This is a genomic window from Desulfosporosinus sp. OT (assembly GCF_000224515.1).
Taxonomy (GTDB): Bacteria; Bacillota; Desulfitobacteriia; order Desulfitobacteriales; family Desulfitobacteriaceae; genus Desulfosporosinus.
Window position 1 is genome coordinate 14,085 of the sequence record NZ_AGAF01000061.1, and the last position, 18,488, is coordinate 32,572.

Sequence of the window (18,488 nt, forward strand, 5' to 3'; positions counted from 1 at the left end):
TTTTGCGGATTTATAATTCTAAACTCATCCAACATTGCTTGATCTCCTGTGCCACGTCTCTTCGAATATCATAATTTTGGGCGGCCACATTTTCCCTGGCAGTATCTTTAATGTATAACGCTTTACCCTGATGATACGGCGCTTTGCCTTCAGCTGTATACCAGATTATCGTTTCTCTGTTCTCGTTTACAATGTCCTTGATAATCAGTTTGCCCATCTTTCCTGGGAAAGCTCAAACGGGAATTTGCAATCTAAAAATCCACTTTCACTGGGAATTTTACCTGGATCTTCTGAGCACTAGGCTCCAAACTAATCTTGACATCTTTGAGTAAAATATGAAAGGGGCTTGAAATGCCGTCCACCTCTAATACAGTGATGGACGGCATTTCTTCTGGATCATACACTAAGAACACGGAAGTATTTTATAATTACCTTATTTTCATCCAAATCGTCTTCATTTCAGTATATTGACGGTTCGCCCAGAGGGACTTGTCCCTACCCATAGAACCCGATTGTTTAACCCCCCCAAATGGGGTACCCATATCCTGTTCAGAACAACAGTTCACTGAAACTGTGCCCGCTTGAATTGCTTTGGATAATCGATGGACCTCATTGACATCATTTGACCATATAGAGGCATGCAATCCATATTCCGTATCATTGACCATGCGTATTGCTTCTTCCTCATCGCTGAAAGTCATTACCCCTAAAACTGGTCCAAAGATTAAATGAATCTTGTATACTTGCCAAGATCATATCTCACAATCTTGGATCAACCGGTTCTGCTTCGAAAGCCAACGTCGCTAACACACATTCATGAATACGGCTAAGTGGCTCCTGACTGACAAAGCGTTTAACCCCTTCCACTCCTAAGGCAAATTCCATGAGCGCATGACGTTGTTTTCGTTTAACACTGCGTTGCTTTAGGCGAACCAGATTCTCAGGCTGTAAGTAATCCATTCCGTAAATAATATGCAGATACTTGCGCCCTCGAACTTTGATTGCAGGTTGCACCAACCAGCCTTTTTCATTCCTGGCAATAAACGTTTCCGGCTTAACGACAAAGCCTTCATGTCCCTTTTCCGTCATTTCCTCCCACCAGAGAGTCGCTTCTGCCTCAGTCTTTTCGTTAGTCACGACTTTGTACTCAGTCTCAATCAATAGCTCAGACAGCTTAGCGAGTTCCCTATTCTGCTCCATATGCCAAAGATGCGATCGGTCAAAATAAGTTCGTCCCTGGTGAGCCAAGACATGAAAAGGAGCGATCTTTATTCCTTCGACCCCTCGGGTATCCCAGCAATAGTTTTGAAACACCTCACGAAAGACTTGAGTATTCTCAACCTTACCCTTATATTCCTCTATCCAGGAGTCAACATCCCAGCCATTCACCTTAGCCAACTCGAGTTTTTCTAAAAGCTTCTGGCGATCCAGAAGTGAGACTTCAGAAACATGGGCGTACTGAGAACTAATAAGTTCTTTGGCCTTCAAATTCCAGGGCAAAATTTCCGCATCTAACAGCACGAAATCCGTGTTGTTTTTCGTAAAGTATTGACCTTGATTTAAGTCCGTGTTCAGTTGCCTGATAATCTTCCGGGACAATTCTTGGTCAAAAAATGCTCGACCCGTCCTTGTATAAATGCTTCCCAACATGGGTCTTCCGACATATCCGACCGCAGTATCCTGATCCTTAAATAGAAGTAGAATACCCCTGCTGCCCATATGTTTTTTCTCCACAACCATAGTGGATATCCCCTGATTTTTATAATACTTGAAGGCCTCGTTCGGATGCTCAAAATAATTATCCAGCGAGGAGGGCTCAGGTGAGGGACTCATGGTGGGAGGTATATAGAGCAATTCCTCGATTGGGATCGTATAGTGAGAGATGTCTTCAATCGCGGATTTCACATAGTCAGCATGAATTTTTATTTCCCCATAGTCTTCAGTCATAACGGAATAACCCTTGAGAACGCTCTGGATATTTGGTGGATTGAACCGTTCCTTTTTCCACTTCTGCAAAAAGCTCTCCGGATCTTCGGCATAGTCTTTCTGCGCTGCAACTGCCACAAACGTCTTTTCAGGATAACGATAGGCAGTTAACCTACCGCCGAAAACGACGCCTTGGTCAATATTGATCGTGTTATTGATAACCATTGGCTGGGGCCTCGGGTCATGTCCCCAAACAATGGTTTCTCCAGATCGATGATTGACAAACCAGTCTTTGCGGACTGGTTTTCCGCTTTCTTCGAAGCCCTCTGTATCACCATACCGACAAAAGTCACTGATTCGCTTGGATTCCTTTCCGATATAGTGATCTCGTATTCCAGCATGGGTTGCAACAACCACTCTGACGCCGTTACGGGTAAACACTAAGTTTGAAGGGGCACTCAGAAGAAGACTCTTAACGTTTTCTTTCAACTCATCTGTGGCTTCTTTACCGTATTCTCTTTCATAAAGATCAAACTCAGCGGCAATTAGCTCATCTCCATGGGCTAACTCGACTTTTCGTCCGGACAACCAGCGAGCAATCTTCCATCCATGGTTGCTATCAACCATGAAAGCTAAGTCTTTTTCTACATGGCTGATAAAGAATTTTAGGCATTCAATATTATTGGGACCTCTAGAGAGCACATCCCCTACTGATACTAGTTTGCGGCCCTCGGGATGGGTGTATAAACCCTCTGCATCCGACCGATACCCTAGTTTCTCAAGCAAGGCAAGAAATTCGTTATAACAACCATGGATATCCCCTATAAAATCAAGACCGCCCCCAACCTCTCTGAGCAAGGGGTTGGTTGAGCGCCTAAAAATCGTATCTTCTGCTTCCACTTCATTTAAAACATAAGATCTTGAAAACCCTTCCGTCTTTAGAGAACGAAGATTATTCTTAAAGGATCTAATTTGCTGTTTGATTCGCTGACGTCCTCTAGGCTGCTCCCTTTGCTCATCTCTCTCGAATAATAATTGATCTTTAATATCAAAGGCAATAGCTATAATCTCAACGTGTTTGCGACGAGCTAAGTCAATGTACTTCTTCCGATCTTCTGGCCAAAGATGAGTCGCATCCACTACGGTAAGTCTGCCTAAACCACAACGAGATTCTAGGAGATAATCCATCGCCTCAAACGTTTTCTGGGAAATCAATTGATACTCAGCATAAAGCACTTCTTGTTCATCTTTAGAACGTTTATTAAGTTCTATAAATTCCGTGTCAGCGACTAAGACTCTAAATTGGTCCGAACTGACGACTTCTGACCGTATTAAAATATCCTGATCAATCAGCCGCTTAAGTAAGGTCGTTTTGCCACTGTTTGACGGTCCAATCAGTAAGACAATACCTGCATGGGGAAATCTGATTTCTTTACTCATTCTCTATCCCACCTTGTCTTGTGAAGATAGCTATTTGAGAAGGGTGTCCATACCCTTCGACTTCTTCGCCAATACCGTCTAATTGAACGTCATAAGAATAGTTTCTTGCCAAAGTATGAGTCCACTCCGAAAATTCAGACCGAGTCCACTCGAACCGATGGTCCTTATGACGAACCGCCTGATCATCCATTTGATAAACAGTATTATATTCCACATTCGGTGTTGTAATCAGCAAAACCTGAGGTTTGTAGCTACCCAAGATCGTGTCCATGACTCTCGGTAACCGACTTTCATCAATATGCTCAATCACTTCGTTGAGAATCATGACATCTTTAGCCCGCAATTGCTCATCATAGTAAAATAATGAACCCCAAATTAGGATCGGTGAAATAAAGTCATCCTTGCGACTCGCTTCTGAGAATCGTTTGAGGGCGCGAAGCTGCTCCTTCTCCGTGGGTTCCACGGCCAAAATCTCTTGGACACCCGGTATAAACCCAAGCCGTGCAGACAACTTACCTTCCCCTGCTCCGAAGTCAACAATGCTTTCTCTAGCGGGTAAATTTTCAACAATCTTAACGACCCTTTGATAGCGTAGCTCATTTAATCTGACGACAGGTTGTGATTTTAATTCGAGTTCTGGCGTCAAAGCTTCATTATTCGTATCAGCATTTGTATCTGCTTGATCAAAATTCTCTCCCACCTGATCAATTAATTCTCTAAACCGCAACGTCCGTTTAATAATGAGATCTTTAAGGGGATGATCAGCTAACCACCCTTCCCCATATCGCTCCAACTTTTCTATTTCACGCTCATCGATAAAGTAATGCCGATAATTATCAAGGACCGGAATTAAGACAAAAAGATGTTTAAGTGCATTTTGAACAGTGAGCGTTCCTTGCAAATTGATAAAACGAGCTGAGCTTCTCTCTTTGAGCTGGAAGTTATAAGCCGCTTGACCTCGCTCAATTTCGATTCGATAACCTAGCGGTTCAAAAAGTTGCTTAATTGCCACATCAGGTAAATCAGTAGCCACTGGCCCAAAGCCTATGGTCAGCAGAAAGGCATGCTTAGCCCAGTCTAGATACTCGTCTTTGGGTCGACCATTCAGCGCAGTACCCAAGGCCGAGCGAATATACGAACAAAAAATACTGCTGACCACGAATTCCCTGTCGTTAATATATTGAGTTATTTCATAGGTATCCGGACTATTCTTAACCAGTTCGACGGGATCAGGCGTAACAAAAATTACCGCTTCAACTTCGCTGTCACTGAAGACCGTATAGGTTAAGCGAATGCGATGCCCCTTTTCCATTCGATCATAGAGATTTTGAGGATTCTTGGACAAGAGAAACGAAAGCATCTTGGCCCCTTCTCCCGTCGCCTTAATTGCTAGCTGCACAAGAATAAACTCCTGTCATTAAGAACTTTATTTAGTTATACCCGATGAGTAGTTATTCCATTACTGATCATGTCAAGGTTTCTCAAACTCAAGCCCCACGCTGGGAAGTATTGATTGGTTCATAGAAACAGGTGCTTTCTTATAAATTTAAGAAAGCACCTGTTGTAAATCACTTGAAAGTTTCCAATTTTCCGCCTTAGCATCCCACAAACCATTGACTTACAAAAATATCAATGGTAAACTAAAATTTGTATATATTATATTAAAAACTATAGTGTTTCACTTTTATCATACCACATAAGCTACCTTCTTGTCAAGAGCTTAGAGCAAAAATATTGGAGGTATTAATAAAATGCAGAGCATGTTTACCCTAATTCCTTCATCTGTGACAAACCAACTAGCTATTGCGGAAATTGTCGATTGCAATGAAAAAACTTCTCATTATGGATTAATTCTTTCTCAAGCAGATGCACTAGAACTCGTGATAACCCGCTCAGAAGCCCTAAGCAACTACGGACGCATTGAATTCAACGGTGGTATTATTAGTAAACTTATATTAAGTTTCTCTAACTCCCCCTTCCTGACTAAACACAACTATGTCGCAACATTAAACGATTTGATAGAGACTTTCTACTACTTTAAAAATGAGACACTTGACGAAATTAGTGACGATGAATTGATTTCGTTAATAAAGAAGTATTTTGATCAGCGTTGCCAAGGTTCCGTTGAACTACTGCAAAATCGCGAATTTGAAGTCTTAGCACGCAATGTACGATACGGAATTAGTGATTATGAAGATATCTACAAAGCTACCGAAGAGTCTTTTGATGAGGAGGGTTTTGATGAATAAGCTAGAGAAACAACAATCGATAATTAAAAGACAAAATCTTAATGAATCGGATTACTTTCAATCAATTTTACAGGAATCCTATCGGCTTAACTTATTAAGCGTTACTGAATATGAAACCATTCAAGTGCAAAGCCTTCAACTCTTAGCTAAACAAGTACAGCGGTATACTGGTGGCGAAAGCAGTTCCGTTAAAGTAGAAACCGCCCAAAGCATTATGCAATCGATTCTTTATGTTATTGGTAGCTACCTCAAAACTTTTCCAGAGGCTGAGCTAGGCTTGGCAGCCCTTAAACAAAAACCATTATTAGAACTCTACCAACATGGCAAAAAGTTAATCACAGTACAACTAGCTAGTGCTAAACAATTGCTAATCGATATTCAAACGGATGGCTTTATCACAGATAACCAAGCTTACAATGATACGATTCAGAACGCCATACCGCCTTTTTTCACTGATTATGATGTAAATTTTGCAGCCCACGATACCCCAGCATCAATCGATTACCCTTTATGTAATGATAAGATGGATTTGATTGGTATTGAATATATCTCAAATTATCTTGAAACACTCTGTTTAGAGAATAAATTCTTGGATCTTTTCCCGATGCCGGCAATTAGTCGCTTATTACAGGGTTTCAATGACCACCATAAAGACCTGCTAATTAATATTTTTGGACTTGTGCTTACGAACGCACTCGGGTGTGTATTGTTAGGCAAAACTATCACTCTTCTTAATATAGAACCGAAAGAAAGAGAATATCTGCAACAAAAATTACTAAATCTTTCACACACCGAATTAAATAATCGTTTGCATACGACATTAAGGCAATTATGTATAGATCTTGAACTATCGGATCGGTCATTAAAAAACCACATGATAGGAATTATCCCTGATTTATCTGTAAGACTAAAAAATGCTCTCGAGAATAACAGATTGGAATCAATCTTTATTAGCTTCAAAGAGTATCCACTGCAATCAGTCCTTTTTGAAGAAGGCAACAAAATGGATGACGAACTATTTCGAAGCATCGCTAATGAAATTAAAGAATGTAGATATGTCTCGGATAAAATTGCAATCATTCAGAAAGAAATTCACAGTATAAGTGATTTTATTGATATTCTCGGAAGTTATTGTATCTTTGACGATGAATTCACCGATATCTTCCAATCGCTTGGAGATATGGAACTTGCCCTTCTTCTGAAGATGATACCCTCTGGCAATACCATAGACTCGGATATCCATTTCACTGAAAGCGAGAAGGAATGGCACAATAGGCTGAATACTTTCTTTTCCGAACTTAGATTACCCAGACAGAAAAGGATTAGAAAGCTCGTTGGAAATATTGTGTTCATCCTTGACAGGACCTCATGAACAGCAAGGTTTGTGGGTGCTAGGTTATACTACACATTATTTTGCCCCGCTGATGGCGGAGCTAAAATAAACTCGTATTCGCCTGAATACTGTTGAAAACGAAAAGTTTGCGAAAAGGGGTAACTTTAGCTTAGAATTGAGGTTATTGACCACTATATTTCAAGGAGGCAAAATCGTGAAGAGTTTTCTAAGTTTCATTCAAGAAAGGGTTCTATTATATGATGGTTCTAAAGGGGTAATGCTCCAAAGGAGAGGTCTAACCGGAGCAGAAGCATCAGAATCTTGGAATTTATCCAATCCAGAGGAGGTTAAAAACCTATATAACCAATACAAAGTTGCCGGTTCAGATGTGATTCAAACAAATACGTTTCCAGGTAATCGAGTTACCCTAGGAAAGCATAGTTTAGGGGATAAAACGTATCAACTAAACTTTGCAGGTGTAAAACTAGCCAAAGAAATTACCGGCGATAGTACTTACGTTGCTGCTTCAGTGGGTCCGACTGGTGAGTTATTAGAGCCTTCGGGCAATTTGAGTTTTGATAAAGCCTATAGTATTTATACAGAACCCTTAAAGGCCATCGAAGATGCAGGTGCGGATCTTGTTAATTTTGAAACATTTTCAGATTTGAATGAATTAAGGGCAGCTATATTGGCTGCTAAAGAAACTACAAAGCTTCCTATTATTGCTTCGGTAACCTTTAATGCCAACAGTCGAACGCTGTTTGGTAATTCAGCCGAAGTATGTGCTATAGTCTGTCAATCTCTAGGTGTTGCTATCGTAGGCGCTAATTGTTCAGGTGGTCCCGATAGTTTAATTGAACCCATTAAAAAAATGTATTCTGTAGCGTCCATTCCTCTTTGCGTAAAAGCAAATGCCGGGATGCCTGTACTGGATGATGATGGAAAGGTAATCTATCACCAAAAACCCGAACAGTTTAGTTCTTACACCAAAGAATTTATAGAAAATGGAGTACGACTTATTGGTGGATGTTGTGGAACTACCCCAGAATTTATTAGTGCGATTAAGAAGGAACTCGCTGAGTTAGAAACTCCAGAATTAGAGTTGAAATTTATGCCAACGATTGCTTCGGCCTATAATCATCTTGTTCTTTCCCCAGACAAGAAATATTCGGTTAAAAAACTTTCTCCAGAAGCCGTTACTATATTAATAAACGGTAATCTTTCTACCTTGGTGAGAGAATCCAAGTCCGAAGATGTTGATTACCTATTATTAGATTTTGGTAATATCGATGTATCGTTTGATGTATGGAGCTTCGCTAGTGAATTCGGATTGTTAATCAAAAAACCTGTCATGATCAAGTCCGAGTCTCCAGAAATTCTCTATAAATTCCTAAGATATTATCCGGGAAAGGCCGGAGTGGTTTTATCCGATAACTCTCTACTATCTCTTTCTCAATTACAACACTACGGCGCTTTAATAGTAAACGATGCATTGGTACCGTATTTATAAGATGACTGACAGCCACGCGGTATATAATGCTCAGGATGTTGATTAATAAGAAACAGATCCATTAGTCCAGGAAGTTGTTGATAGTTACTTCATTTAAGTCCACTTTCGTAAATATTGCGGATCATTACCTCGATCTCCGGGTCTTGGATGGATAAATCCTTGATTTCGTAGTTCTCAGAGACCCGGCTAATCAAGTGGGAAGCACTCAGCTCATCACGCTTAAACTGCAGCCATATGCGATTTCCTTCTTGTTTAATCACTTCTGCCCCCTTGATCGAAAAACCGACTGCCTCCTCTTCGAGATCAATGATTAAAACCCGCTCCTTACCAAACCTCTCTTTAATCTTCGCTAACTCTCCATCATACATCACTTGTCCGTGATCAATTAAAATCATCCGCTCACAGAGCTTCTCGATATCGGACATGTCATGAGTTGTGAGGATGACAGTAACCCCTCTCTCCTGGTTAATTTCCCGGATAAAACACCGCATTCGTTCCTTGGCCACCACATCTAAACCAATCGTCGGCTCATCGAGAAATATAATCACCGGATCATGAAGTAAGGAAGCGGCAATGTCAGCCCGCATTCGTTGACCCAGGGACAATTGTCGGACAGGTGTTTGCAGGAATTCCTCAAGACCTAAAATATCGGAAAATCGGGCCATATTTTTCAGGTACAGTTCATTGGGAATTTGAAATACCTGCCGTAAGAGTTCAAAGGATTCAATCGTCGGTAAATCCCACCAAAGTTGTGTCCGCTGCCCAAAGACCACCCCGATTTGCCGCGCATTTTTTTGGCGTTCTTTAAAGGGTATTAGACCATTGACTCGGATATCGCCGGACGTCGGCACAAGAATCCCGGTCAACATCTTGATCGTCGTGGACTTACCTGCTCCGTTTGGGCCAATGTACCCGACAATCTCTCCTGCATTTACCGCAAAGGAAATATCCTGCACAGCCCGTTTCGTTGTATATTCTCTGTGAAATAGACTCCGCAGCGCTCCCTTAATTCCCTCCTGGCGTTTAGCAATTTGAAATTCTTTCGAGAGATGGTTAACCTCAATTAAACTCATGAAATCTGATATCCTCCCTAACTCTAACTCCTATGCTTAGGAACCTGCACTATTATAGCGATTTAAGCCTAACATCCAAAGTTGAAAACAGAGCCAAAAGAAAATAACTCCCACCAAGATACTGAAGAAACCCCAGTAGGGCGGATAGATGCCACTCGTTTTCCCCAACAGCAGAAGGGCCGGTAGGTAGTTGACAAAAGCAAAGGGCATAACAAAGGTCACCAGTACCTGCACGGCCCGCGGATAGATGGAGAGTGGATAGTTCATCAGGCTTTTGGCTGGCCACATGACGACCCAATAAACTCGTTCCGAGCGGGTGGTCCAAAAGGCCATCGCTGATATTGCAATCAAAAGGCCTCCTTGAATGAGAGTTCCTCCAATCACTGCCCCTAAGAAAACAAGCCACAGCCAAACGTTCCAATGAAGATTCAGCTTCTTGTATGCTATCACCATCGCCACAATACTAAAGAGAAATTGACCAAACGCACCTACGTCAAATTTCATGGCCATAAAATGAAAAAATGGATGGATGGGTCGAACCAAAAATCGGTCAAAAGTCCCTTGAACAATGAATTGATCCAAGGTCCGAAAATGAAAGAAAAAAACAACGCAAACTCCCCATGATAACACTGAAAGGGCGAACAGAAAAAGAAGTTCCCAAAAACTCCAGCCCTCGATGGCCCCAAAGGAATAAAGCAATACCCACATCGTAATAGCCGTTCCGGCATAGGTCATGGCCCAGCCTAAAATATTCATGACAAAGGCATAACGATATTGGAGCTGGGTTCGAATGCTGACCCCAATCATATAAAAGTACATTCTCATTCCTCTTAACCAGGACTGAAGCATGACTAACCCCCCTGAATAACAATTTTCATGGACGCCCTAGCCCAGACATAACGAAGAAGAGCATAACATACAGCTAACCAGACCACCTGGGTAAAGAGCGCTATCAGCAGGGCTTGCCCACTTAATTGTCCTACGAAAATGGAATTGGGCACAAAGTAAATTCCTTGAAAGGGTAAGTACAGGGCCACGTGTTCAAGCCAATTTGGAAAAAACCACAGAGGAACAACTGAGCCTGAAAATAAAGAAATTGAGAAATAGAAAATATCCTCTACCCCACCAGTTTCGACCAACCAAAAGGTAAACAAACCGAACGTCAACTCGATACAGTAGCGGATAAAATAACCCAGTGTTGCTGAAAGGATAAACAAAACCCCTTGGGAAAAGGTTGTAGGCATTATAGGGCTGATGATCAGAAAAATGGCGGTATAGAGAGGCAACACGGCCGTAAGGAAGTAAAAGAAGATACTCCCAAAATCGGTGAAGAGCATACGCAGAGGATAATCATAGGGCTTAAGCAACTCTATGGCGATATCCCCGGTCCGTACCCGCTCCTGAATCTCCCACAACGGAGTCCCGGCACCATGGATTCCCTGTAGGGCTTGGCTTATTAAGATATAGCTCAGCATGGAATGGAAACTGACGTTTCCTACCGAACCCTTGCCCCGATAAAGCGCATACCAAATAAACCCCCACAAGAAGAGCGTTATTACATTTCCCAGTATTCTTGTCCAAGCATCAAAGCGATAAGCTGCTGCCCTTTGAAAGGATTTACGAGTAAACACTCCATACATCTTTAATGTTCCAATCATCCTCTACCTTCACCACCATTTGTCCAGGAAAAATTCACTTACCTTATTTTGCCCTACCCACAATTAAATAGCAAATTTCACAAGCATTCTATTGCTTTAAGGGCTAACCTCGACGGGGTTAGCCCTTTTTTTATCATTAATGCTAGGATAATTGAGTCTTACAAAACAAACTATTTTTTTGCCAAACTTTTGCCACATTTCTTTAATAACATAAAGCTAGCAAGTTGTTAAAGTCATAACTTAAAAATTCAATCTAAACCTAAAGGAGTTGTTTATGTGAAGAAACACAGAATGACAATGCATTTAAGATCGGCCCTCTTGTCATTATGCGTTGTGCTTGTTACCTATGCTGCCTATCTCCATCAAGTATTAGGAGGAGCAAAGGCGCCTTCGATCCACGCACTGTGTCCCTTTGGAGGACTTGAAAGCCTTTACCAAGTGTTTACAACGGGCAGCTTTATTGGCAAAATTTTCGCAGGAACCATGACGCTTTTTGTCCTGACTTTAGTTCTAGCAATTCTCTTTAGACGCAGTTTTTGCGGGTTAATTTGCCCCTTTGGCGCAATACAAGAATTCTTTGCCAAGCTTGGTCAGAAGATTTTTAAGCGGAGAAAGGTAATGCCTGCTGCGCTTGATAAGCCCTTAAGATATCTAAAGTACCTGGTCTTAGCTGTCACAGTAGTCTATGCGTGGAAGACTGCCGGACTTTGGATGGCCCCATACGACCCGTGGTCAGCCTACGGGCATCTTTCCAATGGACTAGAAAGTGTTTGGCAGGAATCAGCAGTAGGGTTAATCATCCTAGGAATTACCATTCTAGGTTCACTGATCTATGACCGTTTTTTTTGTAAATACCTTTGTCCCATGGGGGCACTTTACGGTATGATAGGAAAACTTAGCCCCTTTAAAGTAGTTAGAAATGAAAGCCTGTGTGTCAATTGTGGATTATGCACTAAGAACTGTCCCATGAATATTGATGTTCAGCACAGTTTGAAGATTTCCTCTGCAGAGTGCATTAATTGTCAGACCTGTGTCTTAAATTGCCCCCAGACTAACACTCTGAATAGCTATGAAGGACAAAGAATAATTCAACCACTTAGCGTGATCATTATCGTATTGATAGTGTTCTTTGGCTCAATATTTGCAGCTCAGGCCGCAGGAGTCTATAGACTAACTCCAGATGCCCTCAAGGCCGGCGAAGCCATAGGATATGATGAAGTTAAAGGTTATATGAGTATCAAGGAAGCAGCGGAATCCAGTAAAACCGAACTTAAGGAATTTTACGAAACATTCAAGATCCCTGCAAACGTTCCTGCAGAAACAAAAATGAAGGAGATCTCCACCGTTTCTCCCGGCTATGATTTTGATAATGCCAAAGAATCCCTCAAAGAACTTAAGTAATTAGCCGATAGCTTCACTTCAATTCGGTGGAGGGCCACCATCACCAGGTGGTCCACCCCCACCAACCAAATTAAATCCCGAACTAGAACTAGATTTGGTTGTTGGGGTAGTTGAATTCGTTCCCGTGATGACTTCTTGACCTTCTTCTAAGCCACTCTTGATTTCTACATTCGTCCCATCATCAAGACCAGTCTCCACTGGAATAAAGCGAACATTCGTGATTGCATTTCCGGCATTATCCGTAGTTGAATTTCCGGGAACTGTAACGCCGGTTTGAGTCCCACTAGTTTTAACCGCTTCGCTAGGAACTGTTAAAACATTATTTGCTTGAGCCACTATGATATTCACATTGGCATTCATACCCGCGCGAATCAAATCGCTATCTTGATCGACCGTCGCCTTAACCTCATACGTCGTAACGTTCTCGGTGGTTGTGCCTTGTAAGGCAACGGAATCAACTGTCCCACTTATATGCTCATTCGGATACGAGTCCAGAGTAATATCTACTTTCTATCCTACTTTGCATTGCGAGATATCCTCCTGATCTATCGAGGCAGCAACTTCAAGTTTATCTACTGTAGGAGTGATCGTAATGATTGAATTAGAGTCAGAGTCTTGACCCAGTTCAAGTGGGCAACTGACAACTATGGCATCCACCGGGGCAACAATTGCAGCATCATTCAAATCCGCATAGGCACTGACTAGTTGCGCCTGCGCAATTTGAATGTCCGCCTGAGCCGATTGTATGTCTGCTGCCTTAGGACCCTGGGCTTGTTGATCCACTTCATATTGAGCGGATGTAACATCGGCCTGTGCAGCAACTAAGGCTTTAGACGCTCCTCCATTTTTAAGATTCTTTGCAGAGGTTAAAGAGTCCATTGCCTGATTCAGAACGGATTGAGCGGATTGGATAGAGGACGTATTTCCACTCTGCTGGGCCTTGGCTAAATTATCACTAGCCTGTTTCACATTCTGATCGGCCAAAGTGACTTGGTTATCTAAATAACTGGGATCGGCATTTTGCATAGCCGATGTTAAACTTTGCTGCACCTTGGCCAAGGTAGCCTGAGCCTGAGCACGGGTTTGGTCATTGAAGGATTCTTCAAGATTTTGCACTTTCGACTCAGCGGAGGTAACATTGGCCTGTGCTTGCAAAACGGACGTCTTTAGCTTCGTTTCATCTATCTTGGCAAGAACTTGACCCGCTTTAACTGTATCTCCTTCCTTAACATTGAGTTCCACGATCTTCCCAGCTGTCGAAGAGCTCCCACTTGTTGGGAATGTCAACGTAATCGCGTGTGGATAGTTAATCGTTCCGGTAGCCGTGATGACCTTTTTAACGTCTGCCATTTTTGCTTCAGATGAGTTAAACGAAGCCACGGCAGGTTTCGTTGTAAAATGTTTATAGCCCCAATAACCTGCCCCCAAGAGGATGAGAAAGCCCACTACCCCTCTAGTCACCCATTTCTTATTCATGCTCTTTCTTCCCTTCTTCCGTTGCCAGGTGATTTATTCACAAAGTAACCCAATGGCCTAAGTCCACTTATTTATGTAGATGTGACTATCTCAGATATTAAAAATTACAACATCAAAATGAATTTCAGCTGAAACATGACTGAATGTTGGCTGAAAGTTTCTCGCTACACTGTTGCGCGATATCCTGCACAATTTGTTCATTTTTCTATAAAGAAAACTTGGCTGCCGTGCGAAGCCACTGTCTTCGTACGTGTTAACTTGCGGAGAAGCCTTGGGGAAGGTGACTTCCCTAGTTGCACTTATGCTTCAGAAAGTATGCAACGAAAAGTTATACTTTCTGAATTAGCTCAAAAAACAGGGAGGTTACCGTACGGTAACCTCCCTGAAACTCTGGTCTATTCATAATAAGATGTAATTTATGCAGCTATTTAATCAAACTAGTCCACTGAATTGTAATACTCAATATCGCCGGTAAAATAGTCAGTTCCTTAACTGCAGCAAAAAACCATTTCACCAAGATGAGCTCCCAAATTTTTCGCCACAATCTCACACTTAGCTCGCAGCAAGAAATACAACCTTCTATCCTCTTTGCCAAACGCTTCTAAAGATTCATAATTAGCCTGCCCTTTACTGATCACTAGGTCAGCCTTTTTAAAGGCCTGCATAAATTCTTCGGAACAGTCTTTGAGAATTGTTCCTAAAAAACCGCTGCCGTTAGAAATTACCCGGATTTGCTCTGTCATACCTGTCATACCCACATGAGCCGCATCTTCCATCGTGGCATCATTCAAAATCGGTTGATCTTTAACTGCATAGGTTATCTTGATCCCAGATTCGGAAAGTTGCTCAGCTAATAGCCTATCAAACGCAATTTCGCCACTGTTATCTCCGAGAATTAATATCTCTCGGGCTTCTTTTAGTCTTTGGACGAAAGAAGCGTAATCATCCCGGGCAAAATCCTTCACCATGGCCTCCTGAATACTCCCCTCAACATCAAAATCTTTCAGGATGCCCATATCGATAATATTCCCGGCCACAGCGATTTTCAAAGCCATAAAGAGTGGATCATCACTTTGGTCAATTCTTTCTTTTAACTGGGGAAGGAGCTTGAGAGCCAATTCATTGGATTCCTTCTTAGCACTATGAAATGGATCCTCGATACCCAGCAGCTCATTGACCTTTCTGAGAATAATAGTTGAGTTCTCTGCGGGAGTCCCTTGTGGGTCTAATCCAGGAAAAAGGGGCAAAGTCTGATGAATAATCTCTCTCATTTTCTCCTCTGGGAGTTCTGTTTGTGCTAAAGTATTGAGCGTTTGCTTAATATAGCAAGGAATACAGTCCAGGGTAACGTTCACAACTAGGAGCCTCCTCGTTTATTTTATTTTTTAGCAGCTAGCAAGTCTAAACTCTAAGGTAATTGATAATATTATTTATTTCCAATTCGGCGCCTTACACAGAATAAATTTCACTTTTTTATTCAAACGCCCACCCGCCATGTTAAGTTGTACCTGTTGATTATATCATGCGATTCTGCCATTTAAAATTTGAATCTAAAGAGACAAAGAAGCTCTATTACCTCGCAGTTTTCCCTTGCAGGATGCCTAGTTCAAAGTTATTCTTAATAGATGCAAGAGCAAAATGAAAGAAAATTCAATAAACGGAGGGATATAAATGGCTAAAGAAGAACTGAAAAAATACCGTGACGCTTTAGAACATGCCAAACGTGAATTTGCCAAGCGCAGCTTGTCTAAGATTCTAGACCTTTCCGGAGCAGAACCTCAGGGCGAGTCAGGGTTGGTCATCCGCTACGGGGGGGCGTTATACCAAGTCCAGTACCCTGGAGGAGATATCAGCCCTTGTGAATTAAAGGAACACGGGGATGGGGTTGAAATAACCGACCGGATTCTTATTCTCCAATACCTAACTGAGGTTTGTGGGGTGCAGCCCAGTGGCAAATGGATCTCTTTTAGGGAAGTACCCTGGGGAAACAACCACTATGCAGCCTTTAAGCTGGAAGCAATGGAGCCTTTAGCTAAACGTTTTGGTTCCTCTCCAGCCGAGTTTGAGCTTGCCTGCCAAAAGCTTGGCGGTAAAAAACTGGCTATGGGTGACCGGGCATTTGCCATACCGGTTTTCCCCAAGCTGCAACTTGCCTTTATTCTGTGGCTGGCTGACGAAGAATGGCCTGCTCGGGCCAACATTCTCTTCGATGCTACCGCAAGCATGCACCTTAATACGGAGGGTTTAGAAGTTCTAGGCATCAACACAGCGGAGAGGATTATCTCTTTATCAGACCGCCAGGAGGAGTAAAATAGTTCCACTGAGGCCCTTCAGCTATGCTCAATGTTATGAAGTCGCTTGTCTGAACCTTACTTTCTAGTTGCTGTTTCTACAGTTGTAGGGGTAGCGCAATGTTGGAAATCGGTGCTACTGTACCCCTTGGGCACTATGAACGCTTCCCCAGAATCCGTGTTCCTGGGGAAGAAAAAATTCTTGACTATCTATGTATTGTTTGCTAAGCTAAGACAAGCAAGAGGGAGTAGTTTTCAAAATAGTGTCAACACACTGGCCCAAAGCCTGGCATTATTTCGCTTAAAAGCGTAACGAGACTTTTGACGTATTGAGGTACGTCAAAAGTCTCGTTTTTGATTTGAAAGGAGGAGAACAATGGCACTAACTTTTGTAACACTAATTATTTCGGCAATATTAATCTATCTTAGCTGCGAATTATTCGTAAATGGAATCGAATGGGTGGGGTTAAGATACAATATCTCAAAAAATGCTGTCGGAACGATTTTGGCCGCATTTGGCACTGCTCTCCCTGAAAGTGTCGTTACCTTTATTGCAGTAGTTTTTGGAACTAATGCAAATCAAAAGGACATTGGAGTGGGGGCGGCACTCGGAGGGCCACTGGTCTTGAGCACTCTTGCATATGCTATTGTTGGACTAGGTATTATATTTTTTAGAAAGAAACGAGTTCATGGGATAAATATTGATTTAAGCAATAGTAAACTTGGTAGGGATCAGCTTTGGTTTTTAGGTATTTTTGTCTTTAAAGTTGCCTTAGGTTTTGTGGTATTCCGTGGTAAACCATTGATGGCCTTTTTATTCTTAGCTGCATACGGATTATATTTTTTCACCGAAATGAAAGAAACTGCTGATAACCATAATGAAATACTCGAGCCTCTTAAATTTCGCCCTAAGACTAAAAATCCAGAAACCCGATGGGTTTTGGTGCAAACCTTTTTATCACTTGCTCTAATTGCGGTTGGTTCCCAGGTTTTTGTTAAGAACTTAGATCATTTAAGTCTTGCAATTGGAATTGCACCACACATTATAGCATTATTCTTAAGTCCAATAGCCACTGAACTTCCGGAAATACTTAATGCGGTAATATGGGTGAGACAAGGAAAAGAAAGGTTAGCATTAGCAAACATAAGTGGATCAATGATGATCCAGGCCACAGTTCCTAGTGCACTTGGAATACTATTTACTCCTTGGATCTTTGACTCCTATCTTGCACTAGCAGGGTTTTTTACAATGGTATCCATCGCTTTTCTTTGGTTAACATTAAAAAAATATCAGCTTTCCGCAAATAAACTCGTATTAGCTGCTGGGTTTTATGTATGTTTTGTAGTTACAGTCGCATTAATACACAGTTGATAGATACAACTTATGAAGTAAGTCAAACAACTCCCATCTCTAGAAGGTTATTTCTTAGCGATGTCGAAAATAATGAATATTACAGATGGTAGGACGGTGGAGATAGATGGGATTATGGGTAATTTTTATGACAAGCTTAGTTATGGGATTTTCAGGAGCGATCATGCCAGGGCCTTTGCTAACGGTTACAATTAACGAGAGTCTTCGTCGCGGTGCTAGGATTGGACCACAAATTGCCTCAGGCCATGCGCTTTTAGAGCTTGCCCTAGTGATTGCAATTTTCTTTGGTCTGGGAACCTATATCACTTTACCTTCTGTGAAAGGGACAATTGGAATTGTGGGAGGTTTATTCCTCTTTTGGATGGCATATGGAATCTTGAAGGAGTCTTTTCATGCTGTTGCCCTTGATCTTTCGGGCAAGATAACGGAAAAGGGTCTCAGTCCCTGGGTGGCAGGAATTACAGTTACTGCATCAAACCCTTATTGGTTTTTGTGGTGGGCAACGGCAGGTGCTGGTGCTTTGATGGTTGCTGCTGGTCAGGGTATCCTAGGAGCCATTAGCTTTTACATAGGGCATGTTTTATCGGACTATATCTGGTTTATGTTCGTCGCTTTTACAGTTGCTAGAGGAAAAAGGCTCTTTACTCCGATAGTTTACCGCGTTGTTTTAGGCGTGTGTGGCTTGTTTCTTGTGGGGCTTGCAAGTTACTTTGTTTATTCAGGCACCAGTTTCTTGTTGTTGTCCAAATCTTAAGTTTA

18 protein-coding genes are annotated in these 18,488 nt (G+C 41.9%); 7 read left to right on the top strand and 11 right to left on the bottom strand.

The window, feature by feature from the left end:
• Positions 1-10: 10 nt before the first annotated feature.
• Genes DOT_RS31675 through DOT_RS05280 form a run of 5 tightly spaced genes read right to left on the bottom strand, consistent with a single transcriptional unit; the run spans position 11 to position 4,765 of the window.
• The gene (locus tag DOT_RS31675) at positions 11-217 is read right to left on the bottom strand and encodes a hypothetical protein (RefSeq protein ID WP_009615278.1); all 207 of its coding nucleotides are present in this window, start codon (positions 215-217) and stop codon (positions 11-13) included.
• A gap of 34 nt (positions 218-251) precedes the next feature.
• Positions 252-413, bottom strand: coding sequence for a hypothetical protein (locus tag DOT_RS31680; RefSeq protein WP_242833775.1), 162 nt, complete (start codon positions 411-413; stop codon positions 252-254).
• Between the two features lie 15 nt (positions 414-428).
• Positions 429-734 (bottom strand): aldehyde dehydrogenase family protein, encoded by a 306-nt coding sequence (locus tag DOT_RS05270; RefSeq protein WP_348982137.1) that lies wholly within the window; start codon positions 732-734, stop codon positions 429-431.
• A gap of 25 nt (positions 735-759) precedes the next feature.
• Positions 760-3,366 carry a polynucleotide kinase-phosphatase gene (locus DOT_RS05275; RefSeq protein WP_009615285.1) on the bottom strand — a complete coding sequence of 869 codons (2,607 nt, stop codon included), beginning with the start codon at positions 3,364-3,366 and terminating at the stop codon, positions 760-762.
• Positions 3,359-4,765, bottom strand: coding sequence for a 3' terminal RNA ribose 2'-O-methyltransferase Hen1 (locus DOT_RS05280; RefSeq protein WP_009615286.1), 1,407 nt, complete (start codon positions 4,763-4,765; stop codon positions 3,359-3,361). Before DOT_RS05280 ends, DOT_RS05275 begins: the two co-directional genes overlap by 8 nt.
• A gap of 352 nt (positions 4,766-5,117) precedes the next feature.
• Here DOT_RS05280 and DOT_RS05285 point away from each other — a divergent pair, with 352 nt between their 5' ends.
• The 3 genes from DOT_RS05285 to DOT_RS05295 all read left to right on the top strand — a co-directional run bounded on the left by DOT_RS05285 (position 5,118) and on the right by DOT_RS05295 (position 8,458).
• Positions 5,118-5,615 (top strand): DUF6323 family protein, encoded by a 498-nt coding sequence (locus DOT_RS05285; protein ID WP_009615287.1) that lies wholly within the window; start codon positions 5,118-5,120, stop codon positions 5,613-5,615.
• Positions 5,608-6,987, top strand: a complete 1,380-nt coding sequence (locus DOT_RS05290; RefSeq protein WP_009615288.1) for a DUF6179 domain-containing protein — start codon at positions 5,608-5,610, stop codon at positions 6,985-6,987. The genes DOT_RS05285 and DOT_RS05290 overlap by 8 nt, the downstream gene beginning before the upstream one ends.
• A 175-nt stretch (positions 6,988-7,162) precedes the next feature.
• Entirely contained in the window at positions 7,163-8,458 is a 1,296-nt protein-coding gene (locus DOT_RS05295) for a homocysteine S-methyltransferase family protein (protein WP_009615289.1), read from the top strand.
• A gap of 89 nt (positions 8,459-8,547) precedes the next feature.
• Here DOT_RS05295 and DOT_RS05300 read toward each other — a convergent pair whose 3' ends face one another.
• Genes DOT_RS05300 through DOT_RS05310 form a run of 3 tightly spaced genes read right to left on the bottom strand, consistent with a single transcriptional unit; the run spans position 8,548 to position 11,189 of the window.
• The gene (locus DOT_RS05300; RefSeq protein ID WP_009615290.1) at positions 8,548-9,531 is read right to left on the bottom strand and encodes an ATP-binding cassette domain-containing protein; all 984 of its coding nucleotides are present in this window, start codon (positions 9,529-9,531) and stop codon (positions 8,548-8,550) included.
• A 36-nt stretch (positions 9,532-9,567) separates the two neighbouring features.
• Positions 9,568-10,380 (bottom strand): ABC-2 family transporter protein, encoded by an 813-nt coding sequence (locus DOT_RS05305; protein WP_009615291.1) that lies wholly within the window; start codon positions 10,378-10,380, stop codon positions 9,568-9,570.
• Positions 10,381-10,382: 2 nt separating this feature from the next.
• The gene (locus DOT_RS05310) at positions 10,383-11,189 is read right to left on the bottom strand and encodes an ABC-2 family transporter protein (protein ID WP_009615292.1); all 807 of its coding nucleotides are present in this window, start codon (positions 11,187-11,189) and stop codon (positions 10,383-10,385) included.
• A 276-nt stretch (positions 11,190-11,465) separates the two neighbouring features.
• Between DOT_RS05310 and DOT_RS05315 the strand changes: the two genes are divergently transcribed.
• The gene (locus tag DOT_RS05315; protein WP_009615293.1) at positions 11,466-12,590 is read left to right on the top strand and encodes a 4Fe-4S binding protein; all 1,125 of its coding nucleotides are present in this window, start codon (positions 11,466-11,468) and stop codon (positions 12,588-12,590) included.
• An 18-nt stretch (positions 12,591-12,608) separates the two neighbouring features.
• Here the strand turns inward: DOT_RS05315 and DOT_RS31685 are convergent, their stop codons facing one another.
• From DOT_RS31685 to DOT_RS05325, 3 genes are all read right to left on the bottom strand, one after another.
• Positions 12,609-12,950, bottom strand: coding sequence for an efflux RND transporter periplasmic adaptor subunit (locus DOT_RS31685; RefSeq protein ID WP_009615294.1), 342 nt, complete (start codon positions 12,948-12,950; stop codon positions 12,609-12,611).
• A 150-nt stretch (positions 12,951-13,100) separates the two neighbouring features.
• Positions 13,101-14,066, bottom strand: a complete 966-nt coding sequence (locus tag DOT_RS05320; RefSeq protein ID WP_009615295.1) for a biotin/lipoyl-binding protein — start codon at positions 14,064-14,066, stop codon at positions 13,101-13,103.
• Between the two features lie 488 nt (positions 14,067-14,554).
• Positions 14,555-15,421: an ARMT1-like domain-containing protein gene (locus DOT_RS05325; RefSeq protein WP_009615297.1), complete on the bottom strand. Its 867-nt coding sequence runs from the start codon at positions 15,419-15,421 to the stop codon at positions 14,555-14,557.
• A 316-nt stretch (positions 15,422-15,737) separates the two neighbouring features.
• On the opposite strand from DOT_RS05325, the gene DOT_RS05330 reads away from it, so the two are divergent.
• The 3 genes from DOT_RS05330 to DOT_RS05340 all read left to right on the top strand — a co-directional run bounded on the left by DOT_RS05330 (position 15,738) and on the right by DOT_RS05340 (position 18,483).
• A complete protein-coding gene (locus DOT_RS05330) occupies positions 15,738-16,376 on the top strand; it encodes a DUF3786 domain-containing protein (protein WP_009615298.1) in 639 nt (212 codons plus the stop codon).
• Between the two features lie 357 nt (positions 16,377-16,733).
• Positions 16,734-17,729 (top strand): sodium:calcium antiporter, encoded by a 996-nt coding sequence (locus tag DOT_RS05335; RefSeq protein ID WP_009615300.1) that lies wholly within the window; start codon positions 16,734-16,736, stop codon positions 17,727-17,729.
• 127 nt (positions 17,730-17,856) lie between these two features.
• Complete coding sequence (locus tag DOT_RS05340) at positions 17,857-18,483, top strand: LysE family transporter (protein WP_242833776.1); 627 nt, start codon at positions 17,857-17,859, stop codon at positions 18,481-18,483.
• The last annotated feature ends 5 nt before the right edge of the window (positions 18,484-18,488 follow it).

What these genes read in the sequence shown, in the direction of transcription:
- DOT_RS31685 (WP_009615294.1), bottom strand. Translation starts at nt 12,950, where the DNA reads ATGAATGCCAATGTGAATATCATAGTGGCTCAAGCAAATAATGTTTTA.
- DOT_RS31675 (WP_009615278.1), bottom strand. Translation starts at nt 217, where the DNA reads ATGGGCAAACTGATTATCAAGGACATTGTAAACGAGAACAGAGAAACG.
- DOT_RS05290 (WP_009615288.1), top strand. Translation starts at nt 5,608, where the DNA reads ATGAATAAGCTAGAGAAACAACAATCGATAATTAAAAGACAAAATCTT.
- DOT_RS05305 (WP_009615291.1), bottom strand. Translation starts at nt 10,380, where the DNA reads ATGCTTCAGTCCTGGTTAAGAGGAATGAGAATGTACTTTTATATGATT.
- DOT_RS05335 (WP_009615300.1), top strand. Translation starts at nt 16,734, where the DNA reads ATGGCACTAACTTTTGTAACACTAATTATTTCGGCAATATTAATCTAT.
- DOT_RS05330 (WP_009615298.1), top strand. Translation starts at nt 15,738, where the DNA reads ATGGCTAAAGAAGAACTGAAAAAATACCGTGACGCTTTAGAACATGCC.
- DOT_RS05310 (WP_009615292.1), bottom strand. Translation starts at nt 11,189, where the DNA reads ATGATTGGAACATTAAAGATGTATGGAGTGTTTACTCGTAAATCCTTT.
- DOT_RS05320 (WP_009615295.1), bottom strand. Translation starts at nt 14,066, where the DNA reads ATGAATAAGAAATGGGTGACTAGAGGGGTAGTGGGCTTTCTCATCCTC.
- DOT_RS05300 (WP_009615290.1), bottom strand. Translation starts at nt 9,531, where the DNA reads ATGAGTTTAATTGAGGTTAACCATCTCTCGAAAGAATTTCAAATTGCT.
- DOT_RS05285 (WP_009615287.1), top strand. Translation starts at nt 5,118, where the DNA reads ATGCAGAGCATGTTTACCCTAATTCCTTCATCTGTGACAAACCAACTA.
- DOT_RS05275 (WP_009615285.1), bottom strand. Translation starts at nt 3,366, where the DNA reads ATGAGTAAAGAAATCAGATTTCCCCATGCAGGTATTGTCTTACTGATT.
- DOT_RS05340 (WP_242833776.1), top strand. Translation starts at nt 17,857, where the DNA reads ATGACAAGCTTAGTTATGGGATTTTCAGGAGCGATCATGCCAGGGCCT.